Source organism: Flavobacterium sp. P21, assembly GCF_050632225.1.
Taxonomy (GTDB): Bacteria; Bacteroidota; Bacteroidia; order Flavobacteriales; family Flavobacteriaceae; genus Flavobacterium.
In genome coordinates this window covers 3,866,872-3,888,817 of sequence record NZ_CP192585.1, presented here as the reverse complement: position 1 = coordinate 3,888,817, position 21,946 = coordinate 3,866,872, and the positions used below count along the sequence as shown (strand labels likewise).

Genomic DNA, 21,946 nt, shown 5'->3' with positions numbered 1-21,946 from the left:
TGCAGATGATTTTATAATATTACTTTTCATAAATGTTGAATTTATTTTGCATTGGTCATTTATGTTATCGCCTTTTAATTTATCGGTATTTGTTTTCAACAAATTATTTTTTTGTTGGCGATTTCATTTTTTGGTTTTATATAATGAATATATTTTAAGCTTTTGGGTGAAAGTGTCTAAAATTTAATTTAACACATAGAATCATAGCTCTTCTTACGGGTAAAGGCGTTTCACTTATTTCAATGCACATAGCTATGTGTGAAAACTAGTTTTTTCTTTTACCTTTTTTTATTTAAAACTAAAATCTATGTTTCTATGTGTTAAAAAAAATTACACTCAACGAGTTATGACTTTCTAAATTTCGACTTACTTATTGATGAAATATAATGGATGCTTTCTTCGTCTTCAGGATCTAAAGAAACAGATTGTGTCGATGTTTTTTCTTGTGCCCAAGCAAATATCTGCGGAAGGATCAATAATACAGCAAAAGTAGAAAATAATAATCCTCCGATAACCGCTCTTCCTAAAGGAGAAACTTGATCGCCTCCTTCGCCGTGTCCTATCGCCATTGGCAACATACCCATAATCATCGCAACAGAAGTCATGATAATTGGACGAAGACGCAACGCGCAGCCTTCTCTCGCAGATTCTAAGGCGTTGCCATTTATTTTACGCAATTGCTCGGCATTGGTCACCAAAAGTACGGCATTGGCAATAGAAACCCCGACTGACATGATGATTCCCATGTACGATTGCAAGTTTAGCGTTGAACCAGTAAGTGTCAGCATTAGCAATGATCCTAAAACTACCGCAGGAACTGTGGTCAAGATTACTAGCGAAACTTTGAACGATTGAAAATTAGCGGCCAACATTAAGAAGATTACAAAAACGGCAACCAATAATCCTGTTTGTAAACTACTTAATGTTTCGGTCAATACAGTACTTAGTCCAATTGGCGTGATAAACAAACCACGTGGCAATTCGCCAAGAGAACTAATTGTTTTGCTCACATCTTTAGAAGCCGTCCCCAAATCGGTTTTATAGATGTTCGCTGTAACGGTAATGTATGGCATAGCCCCTAAATTATCATTTTCACCACTCACAAAGCCTGGTGTAATTTTAGCAACGTCACTCAAAACGGGACGAAGCGAGTTTTTCAATACTGGAATTTCTCCAATATCGGTTTTGCTTTTCATTTTATTCAATGGAACCTGAACTTGAACAGAATAGGATAATCCTGCTTTTTCGTCAACCCAGTTGTTTTTTTCTGTATAACGTGAAGATGAGGTCGAAGCTACAAGCGAACGAGAAATATCATTCATATCAACTCCTAATTCGGCGACACGAGTTCTGTCAATATCAATATTCATTGCTGGATAATGTATTGGCTGACCAATTTGCACGTCTCTGAAATAGGATATTGCTTTTAATTTATCTACAATCTGAGTAGCGTACAATTCATTTTTCTTTTTGTCTTTTCCGGCAACTCGAATCTCAATTGGAGTAGGAGAACCTTGGCTTAAAACTTTATCCGTCAATTCGATTGGCTCAAAAGAAAGCTTCGTATTTGGAAGTACTTTTTTAAGTCTTGCTCTAAATTCATCTTTAAAGTCGTCCATATCTGCTTCATAATCTTTCAAACTTACTTGGAAAACCGCTTCGTGAGAACCTGCCATGAACAAATAAATCGGGTTGATCGAGAATAGAGAAGGATGCTGGCCGACATATACAGATGAAATCCCGATATGCTCTTTTCCAACCATTTTTTCCAATTCTTTCAAAACAATTCTAGCTTGTTCTTCTGTTCTTTCTAAACGCGTTCCATCAACAGCACGCATTCTCAATTGAAACTGACTTGAATTGGTTCGTGGGAAAACATCTTTTCCGATGAAACTAATAAACAAAACAGCCAGAATAATAGACGCAGTTAAATAAATAATAGTCGTAGCTTTTTTATGAACAAACAAACGGTCTAAGGTTCGCATGAAACGAATCTTGAATCGTTCGAAAACGCTAATTTTTCCGTTATTATTGGTGTCTTCTCTTTCTACGTAACCTTTTTTCTGCGTAATTAGATTTTGTTCCGATTCTGGTGTTAAACCGCAGTCATTAAACTCAGCTTCGTCGTCTGTGATTTCTGGTCCGTGTTCGTGTTTAGCGTGTCCCTTCATCATCCAGTTTGCCATTACAGGCACAAAAGTTTGAGATAATAGGAACGAAATTACCATTGAGAAACCAATTGCTAAAGCCAAAGGCAAGAACAACGCTCCCGGAATACCAACCATTGTAAACGCTGGCGCAAATACCGCTAGAATACAAAGCAAGATCAATAATTTAGGTAAAGCAATTTCCTGACAGGCATCCCAAATGGCGAGCGCTTTTGGTTTTCCCATGTCGAGATGCTGGTGGATATTTTCGATGGTTACGGTACTTTCGTCCACCAAAATACCAATTGCCAAAGCCAATCCTGATAATGACATCAAGTTGATCGTTTGCCCGAATAATTTCAGGAATAAAACTCCAGAAATAATCGAAATTGGAATCGTCATAATTACGATTAAAGCCGCACGACGGTCGCCTAAGAACAATAAAACCATTAATCCCGTCAAAACCGCACCAATAATTCCCTCAGTAATCAAACTTTTAACCGAGTTGATTACATAAACCGATTGGTCAAATTCATACGATAATTTTACGTCTTCAGGAAGTGTGCTTTGGATTTTAGGAAGTTCTTTTTTAATTTCTGAACCACATCCCAAGTCGACGCATCTCCCGCTTTTGCGATACTAATATAAACCGAACGTTTTCCGTTCACCAAGGCATAACCTGCCGTAATATCGGCACCGTCTTTTACAGAGGCAACATCGCCTAATTTTAAGTTCTGAACGCCTCCTTTGAATAACGGAATCTGCTCAAAATCTTTAACTTCTTTAATAGTATTGTTCGTTGGCGTAATATAGTTTTTGTCGCCCATACGCACGTTTCCTGATGGAGCCGTTTGGTTGTTCAAACGAATGGCTTCTACAATTTGGTCCGGTGTCATATTGTGAGAACGCAACAAATCTGGGTCAACGTTTACCTCAATAGTTCTTGGGCTTCCGCCAAAAGGCGCTGGCGATAATAAACCAGGAATCGAAGTAAACGAAGCACGAACATAAACGTTGGCCAAATCCTGCAATTCATTGTTTGATCTGATTTTACTGCTCAAAACCAATTGTCCGATTGGTAATGAAGAAGCATCAAAACGAATAATAAACGGAGGCTGAGTTCCTGGCGGGAAAACCGCTTGAATTCTGTTTGAAAGCGCACTCAACTCGGCAGCAGACCTGAGCCATGTTGGTTCCTTCGTAATAGGTTAATTTCATAATCATTAACCCTTGAATATTTTTAGTTTCTACAGATTTGATACCATTCGAAAAAGGTAAAACGTTTACATAGTTTTTGGCGAAATAAGCTTCCATTTGGTCTGGCGTATAACCTCCAAAGGGATGCGCAATATAAATTACCGGCAAGTTCATTTTTGGCAGAATATCTACCTTAATGTCCTTTATGGCACCAATTCCGAAGAAAAATAGACCCGCAACCAATACTAATATGGAAATGGGTTTGCGGAGTGCAAAGCGTATTAAATTCATTTGGCTTTATAATTAAAATTCGTTTATAAATAGGTCAAAATCTCCTGTTGTCGCGACTTTTAGCAAAAATGACTGCCATACATTGTTGTTGACGATATCACGGTCAATTTCGGCGCGATTTAGTGTAAACATCGTTTGAGTCAAATCGGTCAAATCGGTTAACCCGTTTTTGTACAAAGTCGATTTTTGAATATAAGCACGTTGTGCGGCATTGACCTGAATTGGCGCTTCGGCATAATTTTCTAAAGTGATTTTTATTTTATCTTCAGCAAAAGTCAGTTGCGACTGCAATTCTCTGCTCGCCTGATTGTATTCTTCCTGCAAAGCTTGTGAAACAAATTTTTGCGAAGTCACTTGTTTGTTTGCTCTAAAAGGTGTTGTCAAATTCCAAGTGATTCCAACTCCAACTAAATAATTAGAGCGATCCGGATTCACGCCATCCCAATAATTTCTGCTGAAATTAGATTGATCTACCGCATAACCCGTTTCAAAACCAGAAGCTCTCGTTTGCAAAACACCAAAAGCACTCATTGTCGGGTAATAAAAGCGTTTGTACAATTTAACCTGTTGATTGCTGTAATCAATTTTTGTTTTGTAATACTGCAATAAAGGGTGCAAACTGTCTGTTGAAGCTGTTGATCGTAAAACCTCTTTCGGAATTTGGTTGACAAATAAAGTATCTGCAATGAAATCCTGAGGCGCAACGCCCATTAAATCGACTAATTTGTTGTTTTGTTCTTTGACAAAATTTCTCGCAAGATTCAGCGCAATTTTCGCTTTTGAAACTTCAGCGGTCGCCAAGGTCGAATCTACTCCAGCTAATAATCCGTTTTTAACTCGGGCAACAGCTGTCTTTTTGAAAACTTCTGCACGGCTTAAATTCTTTTGCTGTGAAATCAGTAACCTTTGGCTCGCCAATAAATTCAAATAAGCTACCGAAATTTTAATTTTCTGTTGGAATTCTTCTTGCCGCAAATCTTTTTCTTTTGCCTGAACATCAACTTTTGCTAAATTGATTTTTTCTTGCGTTTTCCCAAAAGTGAAAAAATCCCAGTTCATGTTGACCAAATACAAAGCTCCAAAAGCAGAGTTCCAGTTTTGTTCTGGCAATACTGGCCCGGAAGAAGCAGTTCCTAAACCATTAAATCCGTAAAGTGCACCGTTTTGTCCGTTGATTGTTCCGTAATCCTGCTGTGCAGATAAATTTAAGTTTGGAAGATAATCACGACGAGATTGTTTCAATGTCTCTTTTGAGGCGCTGGCGTAATTGTTTTTTGCTTTGATCGAACCGTAGTTTTCAAGACCTGTTTTTATTGCTTCTTTTAAAGACAAGGTTTGTGAATAACCAATTGAGGCTAGAATCAAGAAAAATAATAAGGTAATTTTTTTGAAATACATAAAACTCAAAATGTGAAATTATGGCACAAATTTATTTCTCTTATGCTGATAAAAGTCAGGTTAAGTGATGTACTGCACTGATAAATGACCAATTGAATTTGTCATTTTTTGGAAAAAAGAATTAAATATTTGTGCGAACTTTGTGGACTATTTAAGTTTTAAAAATGAATAAAAAGTTTGATAATATATTGGATAACAAGTGGTGGCAGGAAATTGCTGTTGTCCTTTTTTCATTTACAATTTATACGTTAAAAAATGACTGGATGCTTTTCAGTTCGGTCACTTCCATTTTAATGGGGATTTTTTTCTATTGCATTTTGTACATGCACGCCCAGTTTAATCGTTTTTTCTTCTTCCAATATTATTCAAAACACAGCGTCCGTTAACTTATATTTTCCTGACTCTTTTCGGAGTTTTTGTGTTCTCTATTATTTTGTATGAAATCACCATGCTGGATATGTTCAGCAATTGCCGTTTGTATCAAAATTCGCATCAGCGAAGTTATGTTTACCAATTGGCGAGTGTTTTAGGAACTTTGGTTTGTATTTTAAGTCCGATTATTGTTTTCAAATTCTACAGAATTCACAGAAAACAGACAGATGAAGCGCTTTTGTTCAATCAAATGCAGTTGAATTCTTTGAAAGGACAACTGAATCCGCATTTTTTATTTAATACCTTTAATACGCTTTACGGAATCAGTTTGGAATTTCCAGAAAGAACTCCAGATCTGATTATGAAAGTTTCGCAATTAATGCGTTACCAGCTCGAAAGCAATAACAAGCAGTGTGTGTCTTTAGAAGATGAATTGGAGTTTATAAACAGTTATGTACAGCTTGAAAAAGAAAGAGTAGGATACCGTTGCGATATTACTTTTGATTCTAAAATTGACAACGAAAATGCATATAAAATTTCACCAATGCTGTTGATTGCATTTATTGAAAATGCTTTTAAACATGGAACTTGTGCAATCGAAAAATGTTTTGTCCGAATTTTTATTACAGTAGAAAAAGGAAATCTTCATTTACACGTTGTCAATTCAATTCCGACGAAAAAAACGGATGTAGTTTCGACTAAAATTGGCTTAAAAAACACCATTGAAAGACTGAATTTAATTTATGGAAAAGACTATAAATTGGATATTCAGGATGAAAAAAATACCTATATAATCGATTTAAAACTTCAATTGAAAAAGTTTGTATAATGAAAGAGCCAAAAAAATGTATAATTGTTGATGATGAGCCGGCGGCGCATTATGTTTTGGCGAATTATATCAAACAGAATCCACAATTAGAATTGGTTTTTCAAGGATATAACGGTATTGAAGCTATGGATTATTTGCGTGAAAATCATGTTGATTTGATGTTTTTAGATATCAATATGCCCGAGATTTCAGGAATGGAATTGTTGAAGATTATTCCGAATCATCCTAAGACTATTTTAACTACTGCTTATTCTGAATTTGCATTAGAAAGTTATGATTATGGCGTAATTGATTATTTACTGAAACCGATTTATTTTCCAAGATTTTTAAAAGCAGTTGACCGCTTTTTTCAACAGAATCAGTAAAAATCAAAGAAGAAGAAAATATTGTAAATTCAATAAGCGTAAAGGTTGACGGTTATTTTATTGAGATCGAATTAGAGCAGACTTTTGTATGCACAGAGTTTTGGTAATTATGTGAAACTTCATACTACAAAACGAACTTATTTAGCTTCAATAACAACAACTGAATTAGAAAAATGTCTTCCTGAGAAAAATTTTATGCGAATTCATAAGTCATATATTGTTGCTTTAGACAAAATTGAGGATACAGAAAAAGATTTTGTAGTGATCAAACATGAAAAATTGCCAATAGGAATTACATATAAAAGGGAATTGTCTGACCGTTTAAAAAAATAAGAAATTGTTGATAATATTAACACATCTTCATTTATACTTCATTTAAAAGTAGTAATTTTAATACGATAATTAATTTGTAAATGATGGGGTATGAAAAAGCTTTTACTTATTGTTTTGTTTTTATACAATGGTTTTTTGATTGCACAGGAAGGCACAAATATGAAAAAAGTAATCACGCCGCCAGAAAAGGTAAAATTTACTTTTGAAAAGGAATATCCTGGAAAAACTGCAGTTTGGTCTGAAGAATATGTGGGAGATGATGATGACGAAGTTCGTTATGAAGCGAAATTCAATAAAGATAAAAATACTAAAGCTGTAGCGATTTATGACAATTCAGGAGTTTTGAAAGCATTTGAGCAAAGAAATTCCGCTCAGTAAGTTGCCGATAAATGCGCAAGCTTATTTGAAAAAGAATTATTCGCCAAAAGAGATTAAAGAAATTGCGGTTGTGGTGGATGACAAAAATAAAACGACATATGAAGTTGGCGTTAAAAAAGACTCCAAATTTTATGATGTGGTTTTTGATAAAGATGGCGATTTTAATGTCTCTATCGAGAAAAATTGAAATATACTTGCTTACTAATTCAATATATTTAAAAAGGCAAACCCGATAGTTTTAGGACTATCGGGTTTTGTTTTTTCTGAATTTTAAACCCATAAAATAAAAGTAGTATTTTTATTACATTTGTGCTTTTTGAAAAAAATGCAAATGAAAAATATTTACTTATTCCTGTTTCTTTTCAATGTTACTTTATCAGTTGGTCAAAGTATATTACTGCCATCTGAAAATATAAGAAATGCTTTTGAGAAACAATATTCCAAAAAGAAGCCAGTTTGGACAGTAGTGTTTGGCAAGAATGAAACTGATGTTAATTTTGCGAGCAAAATTCATGTCTAAGCCCAAAACGCTGGCTTTTGCAATTTATGATAGTCAAGGGAATTTTAAATATTATAAAGAACAAATAACAAGTGCTAAATTGCCAAAAAGTGTGCATTTTTATTTGGATGCCAATTACCGTACTAATGTAGCTTATAAAGAAAAATCCAAATTCAAGTCAAAAACTAAATCTTTTCCTGTGACGTTGAGAGAAATTTATTCTGTACTTGATGCAGAGAATGAAATAACGTATGAAGTAAAAGTTAAAAAGGAAGGTAAAAATTATAATCTCATTTTTGATAAGGATGGAAATTTGACTAGAAGGATTGTAATGGAGTAAAAAGAATTCTAACTAATTCAAATTGTTTTTTGTTTCAGGTTTCAAGTTTCACATTCAAACTTGAAACCTGAAACCTGAAACCTGAAACCTGAAACTTGAAACTTGAAATCCTTAAAGCATCATTCCACCAGAAGCTTCAATTCTTTGAGCATTGATCCAACGTGCATCTTCGGTACATAAAAAAGCAACAACAGCACCAATATCATCAGGTAATCCAACTCTTCCTAAAGCTGTTACAGAAGCAATTTGCTGGTTCATTTGTTCATTGTCACGAACTACTCCGCCACCAAAATCAGTTTCAATTGCTCCGGGAGCAACAATATTTGCTCTGATTTTTCTAGCACCTAATTCTTTTGCCTGATATTTAGTCAAAGTTTCCATTGCGCCTTTCATAGAAGCATAAGCCGCGTAACCAGGAAATGAAAATCTCGCTAATCCCGTTGAAATGTTTACGATTCCGCCACCGTCATTCATTATATTTAATCCTTTTTGTGTTAAGAAAAATGGACCTTTGAATTGAATGTTTGTTAATTGATCAAATTCTGCTTCAGTTGTGCCAATGAAAGAATTATGGATTCCAATTCCAGCATTGTTTACAATAAAGTCGAATTTATCTGTTTTGAATGTGTCTTTCAAAACTGTTTTTACTTCTTCAAAGAAAGAATCAAAAGTATTAGAATCACCAACATTCAATTGAATTGAAGTGGCTCTTTGGCCCAAATTTTCAATTTCTTTTACTACTGAATCTGCTTCATCTTTCTTGCTGTTATATGTAATAATAACATCTAATCCTTTTTTAGCAATCGCAATTGCCATGTTTTTCCCTAATCCTCTGCTACCGCCAGTAACGAGAGCTATTTTTGTATTTACTGCCATGTTTTTAATTGTTAATTATGAATGGTTAATTATGAATGGTTAATTATGAATGGTGAAATGTCAATTTTTTTGTCTTTTCAATTAACAATTGACAATTAACAATTCACCATTTATCATTTACCATTAATTATGCATTGCGTTAAAATGATTTCTCAAATCTTCTGCGCTTGCGTTTAATCTTGTTTCGCTGGTTCCAAAAGTTAGTTCTTGTCTGCCTTCTTTTAATTGTTCGAAAATAGATTCGATGAAACTGCTTACGCTTGGGTGTGCGTCGTGTAATCCTATGCCTCCTAAATCAGTATTTAATGCTGGTGGAATAATTTCGATTACTTCGATATTTTTTGCTTTTAGCAAATGACGAAGCGAAAGTGTAAACGAACGGAAAAAAGCTTTTGTAGCCGAATAAACAGGAACTTTTGCAAAAGGCGAAAATGCCAATCCAGAAGTTACATTCATTACCGTATTCAAAGATTTTAACTGAATAAAAAGCGATGTCAAATGCAAAGGAGCTTCAATATTCGTATTGATTTCTGCTTTCATGCTTTCATAAAAGTCGGCATCTGTTATTGAAACCCATTTCTGAATTCCCGCATTATTGATTAAAACGTTTAAATCTGGGTGGTTTTCGGAAATCCATTCATAAAGTGCGATTCGTTCTTTTTCGATAGATAAGTCACATACTTTTGTAATTACAGAAGGGAATTTTGCTTTTACTTCATTTAAAACAGATTCTCTTCGTCCGCAAATAATAACAGTATTGTTTTCTTGAATAAATCTTTCAGTAAGTCCAAGTCCAATGCCACTTGCACCGCCTGTTATTAAAATTTTGTTGTTTGATAAATTCATCTTTTCGATCTTTTAAATTGATAAGACAAAGGTAGGAGCAAGGTAGTTTTTGGGTGTTGTAAATATCAAACCGATGTTTGCAAAATTCAAATCAGTTCATTTTATGTCATTGCGAGGAACGAAGCAACCGCACTAAAATAAGCCACCAGTTTCATTTAGTAAATGAGATTGCTTCGTTTCTCGCAATGACCAAGCTTTGTGGTAACTATTGTAGATAATCTAAAATCTAAAATCTGCAATCTAAAATTAAGACCTAAAAGCTAAAGGCGTAAATGAGGTTTGTTTTTTGAAGAAGTTTGAAAAATGTGCTAGTTCTTCAAAGCCTAATGAATAGGCGATTTCAGAAATGTTCCAATCGGTTTGTTTTAAAAGTATTTTTGCTTCGTTTGTTAGTCTTGAGCTAATCAATTCGGTTGTTGTTTTACCCGTGCTTTCTTTTAAAACTTTATTTAAATGGTTGACGTGAACAGATAATCTTTCGGCAAAATCCTTCGCCGTTCTTAATTGTAATTTTTGATTTGGTGATTCTATCGGGAATTGTCTTTCTAATAATTCGGCAAATAAAGAGGAAACTCGAGCCGCAGAATTATGTTTGGAATACAATGCCGTAATAGGTTGTAATTTTTGTCCAAAATGAATTAATTCCGCAACATAATTTCGGATTAAATCGTATTTGTAAATATAATCAGAATTGATTTCTTTTTGTATTTTATTGAAAATCAATTCGACTTCAGAAACTTCTTCATCAGATAACTGGAAAATTGGATAACCGTCTGAAGCGAAAATAGGAAGATCATCTAAATCAATTCCGCTTTTATTTTTTGATAAAAATTCGCTAGTGAAAACACAAAATTGCCCTGATTGATTTGTGTCCTGCGGAATGTAATTGTATGGAATTTTTGGTGTAGCAAATAACAATCCCTGTTTTTCGATTTCAATTATTTTATCGGCATATTCAGCTTTATTGTGGCCTCTAATTAAACTTATTTTGTAATAAGCCCTTCTGTCATAAGGCATTCCAGGTTTTCCTTTCATGCGTTCCAGAAGCTCTTTAATATCAAAAACATTAAAATGCCCAATTTCTTTTTGAATATCATTGGGCAACAATGAATTTGGTTCAACGCTTGAGCCTTCAGTAATATCTTTGTAAAATGAATCTAGGGATTTCATATATGAATTGTAAAATTCAAATATACGAAAAATATAGGATTGTTTTTTTTAGTTTCAGGTTTCAGGTTTCAAGTTTGCTTCTTTCGGGTTAAAAAAGACTTCCTTGAACAAATTCTGGCTGAGGATTATTGCCAAACGGAATCGTATCAATTATAAAAAACTGTTTTTTGATGGGATCAAATTCTCGCAGGACAATTTTATCGCATAAAAATTCCATATCAATTGTAGTGAAAAGCTGTGAAGCGATTTTTAGATTTTCGGGAGTTAATCTTCTTCCAATTGATAAATGAGGATCATCACTTTTTTTGAGGTTTAAAAATTTCAAAGTTTCATGAATCTTTTTCATAATAGGTACAAGATTATTTTTTGAATCTTCAGTTGTACCAATAAAAAAGCGCCACTATTTTGATAAGAGTCAAAATGATCTAAAAATACTTGGAAAGATGTAAAAGTGTCGGAAATTTTAGAAAGCTTTTTTTGATTGAATCGAGTTGAGATTCATCAATTTTGAATTCGCAAATCGTAATATGCGCTACTGAATTGCAACTATTAAACCAGCCAATTTTACTTTTTAAATAATCCTTCATTACTTTGACAGAATCGATTCCGTTATCTGAAGGGTGAATTACGACTGAATATGTCTTTTCCATTTTGGGGCATTGAATTATACAAATTTAAAGCTTTCCTTTTAAATATAATCGATGCATAATTTCAGATTTCAGCAAACCGCTTCCGCCTCCAAAATGTTCAATAACTTCTACATCTGGTTGCTGTTTTAGGCAAAAAGATGTAAAATCTTTTTCGACATGATCTTCAATTCCAGAACTCAAAAGCACAATATCGATTTTGTTTTTCTGAAAATATTCTTGCGCTTCTTTTTCGTTATTAAAAGCAACAGCATTCCAATTTTCATCTGCATTTACCAATCGAAGCAAAATGGCCAGAATTGCTTCATTTTTTCCGAGTAATAAGAATTCGAGAGTTTTCATAATATGTCTGTTTTCAAAGCAAATTTAGAAGTAAATAAGTATCTAGAACTTAATCTATGACAAGAAATAATGTAAAGAGAAAGTTAAATTTTATTTTTTTTATTTTTTATAAATATAGCTTAATGGTTGTATTGTTTTGATAAACAGTGGTTTATTTTTTATTTCACGTTTTATGATTTAAAAAAGAAGAAAATTTTTTTCAGAATGTGGAAAACCGTAATGTAGTTTTTAATGAGCGCGATACATTTGCCCCATAGAAATAGAGATTTAAGATGTTTTTGCCTTTTTTAATCATCTTTAAAGATTTCTATTGATTGTTACTAGTTTTTGGAGAAACACAGTAAGTTGAAATTTGACATATTCATTTGATCGTGGGTACTTGTATAAATTTGCAAGATAAATACAAGAAGTCAAAATTTTTATCGGGTTTTTAGGTTCAGTTACACGTTAACCAAATCTAAAAACCCTTTTTTATTTAATAATATCCGTGATTTTTTAGCCATTCTTCACAGTCTTTTGTCCAGTTTTTGCTCGTGTCTTTGACTCCTAAACCAAAACCATGTCCGCCATTTTCATACAAATGCAACTCTGGTGTAACACCGTTTTTTTTGAGTGCCAAATAGTAGTTAATGCTGTTTTCAGGAATAACAGCAGTATCATCTGTAGCGTGAACTAGGAATGTCGGTGGAGTTTGTGAGCTAACCTTTTTTCGTTGGAAAAAGAATCAATCAATTCCTGCGATGGATTATTTCCTAATAAATTAGTTTGAGAACCTTTGTGCGTAATGTTATTTTCCATTGAAACAACAGGATAAATCAAGATTGAAAAGTCAGGACGGGCGCTTGTTTTAGACCTGGTTTCATATGTTTTTTCGTCAAAATGTGTCGCTAAAGTTGAAGCTAAATGACCACCTGCGGAAAACCCTAATGTACCAATTTTAGAATTATCAATATTCCATTTTGCGGCGTTTTCGCGTACATAACGTACAGCTTCTTGTGCGTCCTGAAGGGGTCCAATATTTTTATTTTTCATGATCAAATCACTCGGCAATCGGTATTTTAGGACGAAAGCTGTTATACCTATACTATTGAGCCAATTTGCAACTTTAGTGCCTTCCTTGTCAATTGCTAAATGCGAGTAACCTCCGCCAGGAAAAATAATGATTGCAGTTTGATTTGGTTTTACATCTTTCGGAATAAAAACGCTTAAAGAAGGGACAGAAACAAAGCTTGTACTCTGAAGTACGCCGTCTTTTATGATTTCTTTTTCTTTATAATCTGGAGAGGCAATTTCATCTGGAATTTTCGCCCATAGCGGAATTATTTGATTTTGCGATTGCAAGTTGTTGATAATTAATAGGTATAGTATTGAGTAAATAAATAATTTTGAAGAAAGGATGAGTTTCATTTTTTAGAAAATTGTTTTATAATGAATTTAATGCGAATGAAAATGAGTTTTAAAAAGCGAAGCTAACAAACAAATAGGACCTAAGGATTTTGTACAATTTTAGCCCTAGTAACGGATGAATTTGCTCCGTTGCTATTTAACAAATATATTGTTTAATATGTAATATTGTATTATTTTTTTTGTGCGATATGTTTATTTTCTGGAATAAAATAATTTTTTATATAATTTATTTGGAATATAAAGATTAAAAACTATATTTGTGCAATCGATTACATTATTTCGTTTTATTTGTATTAAATCATTGTTTTTTAGTGCTTTTTAATTCGGATTTCGTGATAAAATAAAAGAACCAAAAAACATCAATTTTTACAATAAAATAACCATGACCCAAGAAGATTCAGCTACTATCAGCCAAAGCGTCAAATCAGCAGGAAAATATCGTTGGAGCATTTGTGCTTTGCTTTTTTTGCAACTACTATCAATTATTTAGATCGCCAAGTCCTTTCTTTAACATGGAAAGATTTTATTGCACCAGAATTTCATTGGACAAACAGTGATTATGGAGACATAACAGCATTGTTTTCGATTTTTTATGCTGTTTCATTGCTGTTTGCTGGTCGATTTGTGGATTGGTTAGATACAAAAAAGGATTTCTTTGGGCAATCGGAATTTGGTCTATAGGAGCTTGTCTTCATGCTTTCTGTGGTATTGCTACTTCTGGAATAATTACCGGAGATTGGTTGGTGGGGTTTCATGGCTCAAAAGCAATAATCAGCACTGTTCAGGATACTGCTTTGGTGATTAATGTAAGCGTGGCTTTGTTTATTTTCGCACGTTTTGTTTTGGCAGTAGGAGAAGCTGGAAACTTTCCTGCGGCGATTAAAACTACGGCAGAATATTTTCCTAAAAAAGACAGAGCATTTGCAACTAGTATTTTCAATGCGGGAGCGACTGTTGGGGCTTTAGTCGCGCCAGTTACAATTCCGTTTATTGCTAAATCTTTTGGTTGGGAAATGTCTTTTATTATTATTGGAGCTTTAGGGTTTATTTGGATGGGATTTTGGATGTTTATGTATGACAAACCAGAAAGACATGCAAAAGTAACTCCTGAAGAATTGGCTTATATTCAGCAAGATGATATTGCAGATAGTAAATTAGGTTATGTTTCAGAGGCTGGTTCAAAAGTGTCTTTGAAAGATTGTTTTAAATACAAACAAACATGGGCTTTCGCTTTTGGAAAATTCATGACTGATGGCGTGTGGTGGTTCTTTTTATTTTGGACGCCAGCTTATTTGAGTTCGGTTTACGGAATGGATTCTACTCAAGCGACTTTGCCGTTGTTTGTTCTTTATATGATTACATTATTGTCAATTATTGGGGGATGGCTACCGACTTACTTTGTAGAGAAGAAAGGTATGAATCCGTATGAAGGGAGAATGAAAGCGATGCTTATTTTTGCTTTTTTTCCTTTGTTGGCTTTGGTCGCGCAACCTTTGGGTTATATTAGTTATTGGGTACCGGTTATCATTATCGGAATTGCAGGTGCGACTGCACCAGTCTTGGTCAGCAAATATTTTTACTACTGTTGGAGATATGTTTCCAAAAAAGCAATCGCAACGATTACAGGTATTGGAGGATTAGCTGGAGGAATTGGTTCTACAATTATAAACAAAGGTTCAGGCGTATTATTTGATTTTACACAAAGAAATTGAGTACTGTAAATGGCCAGCCATTATTAGAAAAATACCCACAATTCAAAAATGCAGTAACAGAAAAGGCTTTTTTGGCTGAAAGAGGTGTAGGGAATTTAGAAGAGTTCTTAAAGTCGCTTACAACTGCTGGTGAAAATGTTGTAAACGGAATAAATACTGGATATATGATTATTTTTTCAATCTGTGCTGTTTCTTATTTGGTAGGCTGGATTGTAATGAAAACTTTAGTTCCGAAATACAGACCAATTACAGATCTTTAATCAAGATCTGAACGCTAACTAACCAACCTAAACCAACCAACTAAATTATGAACCAAACCAACGCAGTAATTGGAAAATACCGCTGGACAATTTGCAGTTTAGTCTTTTTTGCAACAACTGTAAATTATTTAGACAGAAATGTAATAAGTTACCTTCGTCCTTTTTTAGCAGAAGCTTTTCATTGGACACCTGAACAAGAAGTTATTGACTATTCGAATATTGAAATTGCATTTAAAATTGCATATGCGCTGGGAATGCTTGTTGCTGGCGGAATCATTGATAAATTAGGAACTAAATTAGGGTATGCCATTTCTACAGGATTATGGAGTTTAGCCGCAATTGGTCATGCGCTTGCGACAGGTACGGGAGGATTTATAATTGCCCGCATATTCTTAGGAGTAACTGAAGCAGGGAATTTCCCAGCGGCAATAAAAGCAACAGCCGAATGGTTTCCACAGAAAGAAAGAGCTTTAGCAACAGGGATTTTTAACTCAGGAAGTAATATTGGTGCAATTATAGTGCCGTTGACCGTTCCTTACATTGCTGAAAATTATGGTTGGCAATGGGCATTTATTTTAACAGGTATTGTTGGTTTTGTTTGGCTTTTATTGTGGTTTTTACTGTATGAAGTGCCTCAAAAACAAAAACGTTTATCTCAAGCAGAATTAGAATATATTACTTCAGATCAAGTGATTGTTGCTGAAGAAGATTCGAAAGAAAAAGTCTCTTGGTTTAAGTTATTGTCATTTCGCCAAACTTGGGCTTTTGCAATAGGAAAATTATTGACCGACCCGGTTTGGTGGTTTTATTTATTCTGGTTGCCAGATTTCTTGATGAAACAATATAAATTGACGGCAACAGAAATTATCTGGCCTTGTGCGTTGGTATATATGATTGGAAGTGTCGGAAGTATTGGCGGAGGCTGGCTTCCTTTAAAATTAATCAATAATAATTGGCCGGCGTACAAAGCTCGTAAAACAAGTATGTTGCTCTATGCGTTTGCAGTTTTGCCGGTTTTATTTTCACAATATCTTGGAACAATAAATATGTGGTGGGCGATTTTAGTCATTGGTTTGGCGGTTTCTGCACATCAGGCTTGGAGTGCTAATATCTTTACAACAGTTTCAGATATGTTTCCTAAAAAAGCCACTGCCTCGGTTACGGGATTAGGTGGAATGTTTGGAGCGCTTGGGGGAATCTTGTTGACTTTGGTCGTTCAGAAAAACATGTTTGTGTATTATACGAAGTTAGGCAAAATTGAAACAGGTTATTTTATTATGTTTTGTATCTGCGGAGGTTCTTATTTATTGGCTTGGCTGATCATGCATGTACTGGTGCCTAAGATGAAAAAAGTAGAATTGTAAAGAAAAAATGGCATTGATGAAATATTTTTTTGGTTTCAATTATGGTATTTCAATATAAAAAATTAAATTTGTGCAATCGATTACATTAATTTAGAAATTATGACAAAATATAGTTCAAGATACGCATCAAGCCCAGAAGCTGTAAAAAAATATGACACACAACAATTGAGAGATGAATTCTTAATTGATGACTTAATGCAGGAAGATGAAATCGTTTTGGTTTATTCTCATTACGACAGATATATTGCTGGATCGGCAGTTCCAGTAAAAGGAGATTTGGCTTTGGAAACAATTGATCCACTTAAAGCACCTTATTTTTTAGAAAGAAGAGAATTAGGGATTATTAATGTTGGAGGAAGCGGTTCTGTTGTTGTTGAAGGAACTACTTATGAGTTAGGTTTTAAAGATGCCTTGTATATCGGAAGCGGAAATAAAGAAGTGATTTTCAAAAGTACTGATGCTAGTAATCCAGCTAAATTTTACATCAACTCAGCACCAGCTCACACTACTTACCCAACGGTAAAAGTAAGTTTGGCTGAAGCAAATAAATTGAATTTAGGTGCAATAGAAACGGCAAATCACCGTACAGTAAACCAAATGATTATTGGAAGTGTTGTAACAACTTGCCAATTGCAAATGGGAATGACGGAACTAAATCCTGGAAGTGTTTGGAATACTATGCCAGCGCACGTACACGATCGTAGAATGGAAGTTTATTTCTATTTAGATATTCCAGAAAATCAGGCTGTTTGTCACTTTATGGGACAGCCACAAGAAACAAGACATATTTGGATGAACAATCATCAGGCAGTTATTTCTCCGCCATGGTCAATTCACTCTGGTTCAGGAACAAGTAATTATACTTTTATCTGGGGAATGGCTGGAGAGAATTTAGATTACGGAGATATGGATGTTTGTAAAATCACAGATTTAAGATAAGATGACAAATTTATTTGATATAAAAGGAAAAGTTGCCCTTATCACAGGAAGTACACACGGACTGGGAATGGCAATGGCAAAAGGATTAGGTCAAGCGGGAGCGACAATTGTTGTGAACGGAAATTCTTCTCAAGAAAAAATTGACAATGCTGTTAATGAATTAAAAAGTGAGGGAATAAATGCTGTAGGCTATAAATTTAATGTAACCGAAGAAAAAGAAGTTGCAGAAGCGGTTCAAAAAATTGAAAAGGAAGTTGGTCCAATCGCTATTTTAATTAACAACGCTGGAATCATTAAAAGAATTCCACTTCTTGATATGGAAGTTTCAGATTTCAGAGAAGTGGTGGATATAGATTTAGTAAGTCCGTTCATCGTTTCAAAGCATGTTGCAAAAGGAATGATCGCTAGAAGACAAGGTAAAATCATCAATATTTGCTCGATGATGAGTGAATTAGGAAGAAATACAGTTTCTGCGTACGCTGCCGCAAAAGGAGGTTTGAAAATGCTGACTAAAAATATGGCAACAGAATGGGCAAAATACAATGTTCAAATCAATGGAATTGGACCTGGATATTTTGCAACAGAGCAAACAAAGCCTATCAGAGTTGACGGACATCCGTTTAATGATTTTATCATCAGCAGAACTCCGGCGGCAAAATGGGGTGATCCAAGCGACTTAGCTGGAGCGAGCAATCTTTTTGTCTTCAAAAGCAAGTGATTTTGTAAACGGTCACATTTTATATGTTGATGGTGGTATTTTGGCAACAATTGGGAAACCATCAAACGAAGAATAATTCTCAAAATTTTATTTAAAAAGACATGAGCGCGAATACATTCATAAACGATAATTTTTTATTAGAAAATAAATTTGCTGAAGAATTATATCATAATTATTCTAAAAATCAGCCAATTATTGATTACCATAATCACTTAAATCCACAGTTTATCGCCGAAGATAAAATCTTTGACAATATTACTCAAGTTTGGATTAATGGAGATCACTACAAATGGCGTGCAATGCGCACATTGGGAATTAATGAGCAGTTTGTAACTGGAAATGGTTCAGATAAAGATAAATTCTTGAATTGGGCAAAAACAGTTCCGTACACAATGCGAAATCCTTTATATCACTGGACGCACTTAGAATTGGCTCGTTATTTTGATATTTATGATTTGTTGAATGAAAAATCGGCTGAGAAAATTTACATCGAAACTTCGGAAAAAATAAATTCTCAGGCTTATAGCACGCAAAATCTTCTTAAAAAAGTAAATGCTGAATTGGTTTGTACAACTGAAGACCCGATTGATTCTTTGGAATATCACCAAAAATTCGCGAATAATTCTACGGGAATCAAAATGAGCACAGCTTTCAGACCTGATAAAGCCATTTTGATTTCGAATGATGGATATAATGCTTATGTTGATACTTTGGGAGAAGTTTCAGGTGTGACAATCAATACATATGCAGATTTACAATCGGCATTGAGAAAAAGAATCGAATTCTTTAATGCAAACGGATGTAAATTAAGTGATCACGGACTTGATCAAATTTATTTTGAAAATTTCACTGAAAATGAAGTAAGTGCGATTTTCAAAAAGAAAAGAGAAAATGGAGCATTATCTCCAGAAGAAGCATTAAAATTCCAAAGTGCGATTTTATTGTTCTTATCTGAAACGTATCATGAATTTGGTTGGGTACAGCAGTTTCACTTAGGCGCTTTAAGAAACAACAATGCGCGTATGCACAGAATCTTAGGTCCAGATACAGGATGGGATTCTATTGGAGATTATCCACAAGCGCAAAAATTATCAAACTTTTTAAATGCTTTGGACAGTAAAGATAAATTGTCTAAAACTATTATTTATAATTTGAATCCAGCTGATAACGAAGTTATGGCGACAATGATTGGGAATTTCAATGACGGAAGCGTTCGAGGAAAAGTACAATTTGGTTCAGGATGGTGGTTTTTAGATCAGAAAGATGGAATGACAAAACAATTAAATGCGCTTTCAAATATGGGCTTAATTAGCTGTTTTGTTGGGATGTTGACAGATTCAAGAAGTTTCTTGTCTTTCCCTAGACACGAATATTTCAGACGTATTTTATGTAATCTTCTAGGAGATGAAATCAAACGCGGAGAGCTTCCAAATGATATGGAATGGATTGGAAAATTGGTTTCTGATATTTCATACAACAACGCTAAAGAATATTTTAAGTTTTAATAATATTTAAACCATTAAGGCATTAAGAAAATTAAGTTTGAAACCTAAAACTAATTTTTAGGTATTAAAGATAATGAAGCAGTAATGCTTAATAAACTTAACCTTTAATGGCAAAGAGAGCGTAAAGCAAAGCTTAATTTTCTTAATGTCTTAATGGTGAAATAAAAAATATAAATAATGAGTAAAGTAGTTGCATTTGGAGAAATCATGTTGCGTTTATCAACAGAAAGGCATTTGCGTTTTTCGCAATCTACAGCATTTGGTGCTACTTATGGTGGCGGTGAATTTAATGTTTGTGTTTCTTTAGCAAATTATGGCGTAAATGCTGAGTTTGTAACAAGATTGCCTGAAAATGAAATTGGTGGATCTGCATTAAAAGAAATGCGAAAAATGAATGTGGAAACCAAAAATATTGTTTTTGGAGGAGAACGTTTAGGAATCTATTTTCTTGAAACAGGCGCAGGAACTCGCGGAAGCAATGTAGTTTATGATCGTGCACACAGTTCGATGGCAACTATTCAAAAAGGAAGTATTGATTGGGATAAAGTTTTAGAAGGAGCAGAGTGGTTTCATTGGAGCGGTATAACTCCAGCGATTTCTGAAAGTGCGGCCGAGGCTTGTCTAGAAGCAATCAAAGTCGCTCATAAAAAAGGAATCACAATTTCATGCGATTTGAATTATCGTTCGAAATTATGGCAATACGGAAAAACGCCAAGCGAAGTTATGCCTGAAATGTTGAAATACAGCAATGTTATTCTAGGCGATATTGATACAGCATATTTTATGTTGGGAATTCCAAAAGTGAACCCAAATTATCAAGATGAAAAATCGTTGCCAGTTTTATATACAAAACTGTTTGAATTGATTCCGAATTTAAAAACTGTAGCAACGACTTTACGTTATTCTGTAAGCGCTTCACATCAAAGAATTGGAGGGATTCTGTTTGATGGAAAAGCAATTTATCAGGCGACGGTTAAAGAAGTTACACCAGTAGTTGACCGAGTAGGAAGTGGAGACGCTTTTATGGGCGGTTTGATTTATGGTTTGCTTCAGTATAAAAATAATAATCAAAGAGCCTTAGATTTTGCAGTTGCGGCTTGTTGTTTAAAACATACGATTGCGGGTGACTATAATTTGGTAACATTAAAAGAAGTTGAAAATATGATTGATGGCGACGGTTCGGCATTAGTATCAAGATAAAAAAGAAATGGCAAAGTATTCAAGAATTGAAGTAGCGCAACAAATGAAAGAGGACGGAATGGTTCCGTTATTTTTTCATTCAGATATAGAATTAAGCAAAAAAGTGCTTAAAGCATGTTATGACGGTGGTTCGCGTTTGATGGAATTTACAAGCAGAGGCGATTTTGCTCATGAAGTTTTCGGGGCATTGAACAAATATGCTTTAGCTGAATTGCCAGGAATGATGCTGGGAGTAGGTTCTGTTACAGATGCGGCTTCAGCTTCGCTTTATATGAGTTTAGGTGCAAACTTTATTGTAACTCCGGTTTTTAGGGAAGATATTGCAATCGCATGTAATCGACGCAAAGTTTTATGGTCACCAGGCTGTGGTACACTTTCTGAAATTGCAAGAGCTGAAGAATTAGGATGTGAAATTGTAAAATTATTTCCAGCTGATATTTATGGTCCAGAATTTATCAAAGCAATAAAAGGACCATGCCCGTGGACAAATATTATGCCTACAGGCGGTGTTTACCCAACAGTTGAAAGTTTGAGCTCATGGCTTAATGCGGGAGCTACTTGTGTTGGTTTAGGTTCGCAATTAATTTCAAAAGATATATTGGATAAAAAAGACTATGACGGTTTAAAGGCTAAAGTAAGTCAGGTTTTGGATATCATCAAAAATATTAAAAATAAATAGGGAACAATCATACCAGTTCCTTATTTGGCATGCGGTTTTTTTAGAGTTTTAGATGTTGTAATTGAACATTACGCTTGCAAAATAAATCTTGTCACTCCTCACAGCAGGATTTGTTTTACTCTTTCAGGTGTA

General features: G+C 34.4%; 20 protein-coding genes and 4 pseudogenes. 14 read left to right on the top strand and 10 right to left on the bottom strand.

From position 1 onward, the window contains the following. Positions 1 to 344: 344 nt before the first annotated feature. A pseudogene (locus ACQ9BO_RS19475) lies at positions 345 to 3,635 on the bottom strand (efflux RND transporter permease subunit). 12 nt (positions 3,636 to 3,647) lie between these two features. Beyond that, on the bottom strand, positions 3,648 to 5,033 hold the full coding sequence (locus tag ACQ9BO_RS19470; RefSeq protein ID WP_431242096.1) for a TolC family protein: 1,386 nt from the start codon (positions 5,031 to 5,033) through the stop codon (positions 3,648 to 3,650). Positions 5,034 to 5,481: 448 nt separating this feature from the next. Between ACQ9BO_RS19470 and ACQ9BO_RS19465 the strand changes: the two genes are divergently transcribed. The 6 genes and pseudogenes from ACQ9BO_RS19465 to ACQ9BO_RS19440 all read left to right on the top strand — a co-directional run bounded on the left by ACQ9BO_RS19465 (position 5,482) and on the right by ACQ9BO_RS19440 (position 8,149). Beyond that, on the top strand, positions 5,482 to 6,234 hold the full coding sequence (locus tag ACQ9BO_RS19465) for a sensor histidine kinase (protein WP_431242095.1): 753 nt from the start codon (positions 5,482 to 5,484) through the stop codon (positions 6,232 to 6,234). Continuing rightward, positions 6,234 to 6,932, top strand: a pseudogene (locus ACQ9BO_RS19460) (LytR/AlgR family response regulator transcription factor). The gene ACQ9BO_RS19465 and the pseudogene ACQ9BO_RS19460 overlap by 1 nt, the downstream one beginning before the upstream one ends. A gap of 90 nt (positions 6,933 to 7,022) precedes the next feature. Beyond that, on the top strand, positions 7,023 to 7,310 hold the full coding sequence (locus ACQ9BO_RS19455; RefSeq protein WP_431242094.1) for a hypothetical protein: 288 nt from the start codon (positions 7,023 to 7,025) through the stop codon (positions 7,308 to 7,310). A 25-nt stretch (positions 7,311 to 7,335) separates the two neighbouring features. Continuing rightward, positions 7,336 to 7,497 carry a hypothetical protein gene (locus tag ACQ9BO_RS19450; protein ID WP_431242093.1) on the top strand — a complete coding sequence of 54 codons (162 nt, stop codon included), beginning with the start codon at positions 7,336 to 7,338 and terminating at the stop codon, positions 7,495 to 7,497. A gap of 144 nt (positions 7,498 to 7,641) precedes the next feature. Further along, positions 7,642 to 7,830, top strand: a complete 189-nt coding sequence (locus tag ACQ9BO_RS19445) for a hypothetical protein (RefSeq protein ID WP_431242092.1) — start codon at positions 7,642 to 7,644, stop codon at positions 7,828 to 7,830. After that, the gene (locus ACQ9BO_RS19440; protein WP_431242091.1) at positions 7,823 to 8,149 is read left to right on the top strand and encodes a hypothetical protein; all 327 of its coding nucleotides are present in this window, start codon (positions 7,823 to 7,825) and stop codon (positions 8,147 to 8,149) included. The genes ACQ9BO_RS19445 and ACQ9BO_RS19440 overlap by 8 nt, the downstream gene beginning before the upstream one ends. Before the next feature lie 111 nt (positions 8,150 to 8,260). Here the strand turns inward: ACQ9BO_RS19440 and ACQ9BO_RS19435 are convergent, their stop codons facing one another. From ACQ9BO_RS19435 to ACQ9BO_RS19400, 8 genes are all read right to left on the bottom strand, one after another. Beyond that, the gene (locus ACQ9BO_RS19435) at positions 8,261 to 9,025 is read right to left on the bottom strand and encodes an SDR family oxidoreductase (protein WP_431242090.1); all 765 of its coding nucleotides are present in this window, start codon (positions 9,023 to 9,025) and stop codon (positions 8,261 to 8,263) included. 123 nt (positions 9,026 to 9,148) lie between these two features. Beyond that, positions 9,149 to 9,871, bottom strand: a complete 723-nt coding sequence (locus ACQ9BO_RS19430; protein ID WP_431242089.1) for an SDR family oxidoreductase — start codon at positions 9,869 to 9,871, stop codon at positions 9,149 to 9,151. A 246-nt stretch (positions 9,872 to 10,117) separates the two neighbouring features. Next, positions 10,118 to 11,041 carry a helix-turn-helix domain-containing protein gene (locus ACQ9BO_RS19425; protein ID WP_431242088.1) on the bottom strand — a complete coding sequence of 308 codons (924 nt, stop codon included), beginning with the start codon at positions 11,039 to 11,041 and terminating at the stop codon, positions 10,118 to 10,120. Between the two features lie 88 nt (positions 11,042 to 11,129). Further along, complete coding sequence (locus ACQ9BO_RS19420; protein WP_431242087.1) at positions 11,130 to 11,387, bottom strand: hypothetical protein; 258 nt, start codon at positions 11,385 to 11,387, stop codon at positions 11,130 to 11,132. A 79-nt stretch (positions 11,388 to 11,466) separates the two neighbouring features. Further along, positions 11,467 to 11,691 carry a hypothetical protein gene (locus ACQ9BO_RS19415; RefSeq protein WP_431242086.1) on the bottom strand — a complete coding sequence of 75 codons (225 nt, stop codon included), beginning with the start codon at positions 11,689 to 11,691 and terminating at the stop codon, positions 11,467 to 11,469. A 24-nt stretch (positions 11,692 to 11,715) separates the two neighbouring features. Then, positions 11,716 to 12,030, bottom strand: coding sequence for a hypothetical protein (locus ACQ9BO_RS19410; RefSeq protein ID WP_431242085.1), 315 nt, complete (start codon positions 12,028 to 12,030; stop codon positions 11,716 to 11,718). 475 nt (positions 12,031 to 12,505) lie between these two features. Continuing rightward, positions 12,506 to 12,676 (bottom strand): alpha/beta hydrolase, encoded by a 171-nt coding sequence (locus tag ACQ9BO_RS19405; RefSeq protein WP_431245167.1) that lies wholly within the window; start codon positions 12,674 to 12,676, stop codon positions 12,506 to 12,508. Positions 12,677 to 12,702: 26 nt separating this feature from the next. Further along, positions 12,703 to 13,437: an alpha/beta hydrolase gene (locus ACQ9BO_RS19400; RefSeq protein WP_431242084.1), complete on the bottom strand. Its 735-nt coding sequence runs from the start codon at positions 13,435 to 13,437 to the stop codon at positions 12,703 to 12,705. A 441-nt stretch (positions 13,438 to 13,878) separates the two neighbouring features. Here ACQ9BO_RS19400 and ACQ9BO_RS19395 point away from each other — a divergent pair. The 8 genes and pseudogenes from ACQ9BO_RS19395 (at position 13,879) to ACQ9BO_RS19360 (ending at position 21,814) form a co-directional block, all read left to right on the top strand. Then, a pseudogene (locus ACQ9BO_RS19395) lies at positions 13,879 to 15,149 on the top strand (MFS transporter). Next, complete coding sequence (locus ACQ9BO_RS19390; protein WP_431242083.1) at positions 15,146 to 15,409, top strand: hypothetical protein; 264 nt, start codon at positions 15,146 to 15,148, stop codon at positions 15,407 to 15,409. The pseudogene ACQ9BO_RS19395 and the gene ACQ9BO_RS19390 overlap by 4 nt, the downstream one beginning before the upstream one ends. 47 nt (positions 15,410 to 15,456) lie before the next feature. Next, positions 15,457 to 16,773 carry an MFS transporter gene (locus ACQ9BO_RS19385; RefSeq protein ID WP_431242082.1) on the top strand — a complete coding sequence of 439 codons (1,317 nt, stop codon included), beginning with the start codon at positions 15,457 to 15,459 and terminating at the stop codon, positions 16,771 to 16,773. Positions 16,774 to 16,872: 99 nt separating this feature from the next. Continuing rightward, positions 16,873 to 17,712, top strand: a complete 840-nt coding sequence (gene kduI / locus ACQ9BO_RS19380; RefSeq protein ID WP_431242081.1) for a 5-dehydro-4-deoxy-D-glucuronate isomerase — start codon at positions 16,873 to 16,875, stop codon at positions 17,710 to 17,712. Position 17,713: 1 nt separating this feature from the next. Next, a pseudogene (locus ACQ9BO_RS19375) lies at positions 17,714 to 18,506 on the top strand (gluconate 5-dehydrogenase). A gap of 25 nt (positions 18,507 to 18,531) precedes the next feature. After that, positions 18,532 to 19,935: a glucuronate isomerase gene (gene uxaC, locus ACQ9BO_RS19370; protein WP_431242080.1), complete on the top strand. Its 1,404-nt coding sequence runs from the start codon at positions 18,532 to 18,534 to the stop codon at positions 19,933 to 19,935. Between the two features lie 177 nt (positions 19,936 to 20,112). Then, positions 20,113 to 21,135, top strand: a complete 1,023-nt coding sequence (locus ACQ9BO_RS19365; RefSeq protein ID WP_431242079.1) for a PfkB family carbohydrate kinase — start codon at positions 20,113 to 20,115, stop codon at positions 21,133 to 21,135. A 7-nt stretch (positions 21,136 to 21,142) separates the two neighbouring features. Further along, a complete protein-coding gene (locus ACQ9BO_RS19360) occupies positions 21,143 to 21,814 on the top strand; it encodes a bifunctional 4-hydroxy-2-oxoglutarate aldolase/2-dehydro-3-deoxy-phosphogluconate aldolase (protein WP_431242078.1) in 672 nt (223 codons plus the stop codon). Positions 21,815 to 21,946: the final 132 nt, after the last annotated feature.

Bases quoted from the DNA above. Each gene is read 5' to 3' on its own strand.
- ACQ9BO_RS19470 (WP_431242096.1), bottom strand. From the start codon at position 5,033: ATGTATTTCAAAAAAATTACCTTATTATTTTTCTTGATTCTAGCCTCA.
- ACQ9BO_RS19465 (WP_431242095.1), top strand. From the start codon at position 5,482: ATGCTGGATATGTTCAGCAATTGCCGTTTGTATCAAAATTCGCATCAG.
- ACQ9BO_RS19455 (WP_431242094.1), top strand. From the start codon at position 7,023: ATGAAAAAGCTTTTACTTATTGTTTTGTTTTTATACAATGGTTTTTTG.
- ACQ9BO_RS19445 (WP_431242092.1), top strand. From the start codon at position 7,642: ATGAAAAATATTTACTTATTCCTGTTTCTTTTCAATGTTACTTTATCA.
- ACQ9BO_RS19440 (WP_431242091.1), top strand. From the start codon at position 7,823: ATGTCTAAGCCCAAAACGCTGGCTTTTGCAATTTATGATAGTCAAGGG.
- ACQ9BO_RS19435 (WP_431242090.1), bottom strand. From the start codon at position 9,025: ATGGCAGTAAATACAAAAATAGCTCTCGTTACTGGCGGTAGCAGAGGA.
- ACQ9BO_RS19430 (WP_431242089.1), bottom strand. From the start codon at position 9,871: ATGAATTTATCAAACAACAAAATTTTAATAACAGGCGGTGCAAGTGGC.
- ACQ9BO_RS19425 (WP_431242088.1), bottom strand. From the start codon at position 11,041: ATGAAATCCCTAGATTCATTTTACAAAGATATTACTGAAGGCTCAAGC.
- ACQ9BO_RS19420 (WP_431242087.1), bottom strand. From the start codon at position 11,387: ATGAAAAAGATTCATGAAACTTTGAAATTTTTAAACCTCAAAAAAAGT.
- ACQ9BO_RS19415 (WP_431242086.1), bottom strand. From the start codon at position 11,691: ATGGAAAAGACATATTCAGTCGTAATTCACCCTTCAGATAACGGAATC.
- ACQ9BO_RS19410 (WP_431242085.1), bottom strand. From the start codon at position 12,030: ATGAAAACTCTCGAATTCTTATTACTCGGAAAAAATGAAGCAATTCTG.
- ACQ9BO_RS19400 (WP_431242084.1), bottom strand. From the start codon at position 13,437: ATGAAACTCATCCTTTCTTCAAAATTATTTATTTACTCAATACTATAC.
- ACQ9BO_RS19385 (WP_431242082.1), top strand. From the start codon at position 15,457: ATGAACCAAACCAACGCAGTAATTGGAAAATACCGCTGGACAATTTGC.
- kduI (WP_431242081.1), top strand. From the start codon at position 16,873: ATGACAAAATATAGTTCAAGATACGCATCAAGCCCAGAAGCTGTAAAA.
- uxaC (WP_431242080.1), top strand. From the start codon at position 18,532: ATGAGCGCGAATACATTCATAAACGATAATTTTTTATTAGAAAATAAA.
- ACQ9BO_RS19365 (WP_431242079.1), top strand. From the start codon at position 20,113: ATGAGTAAAGTAGTTGCATTTGGAGAAATCATGTTGCGTTTATCAACA.
- ACQ9BO_RS19360 (WP_431242078.1), top strand. From the start codon at position 21,143: ATGGCAAAGTATTCAAGAATTGAAGTAGCGCAACAAATGAAAGAGGAC.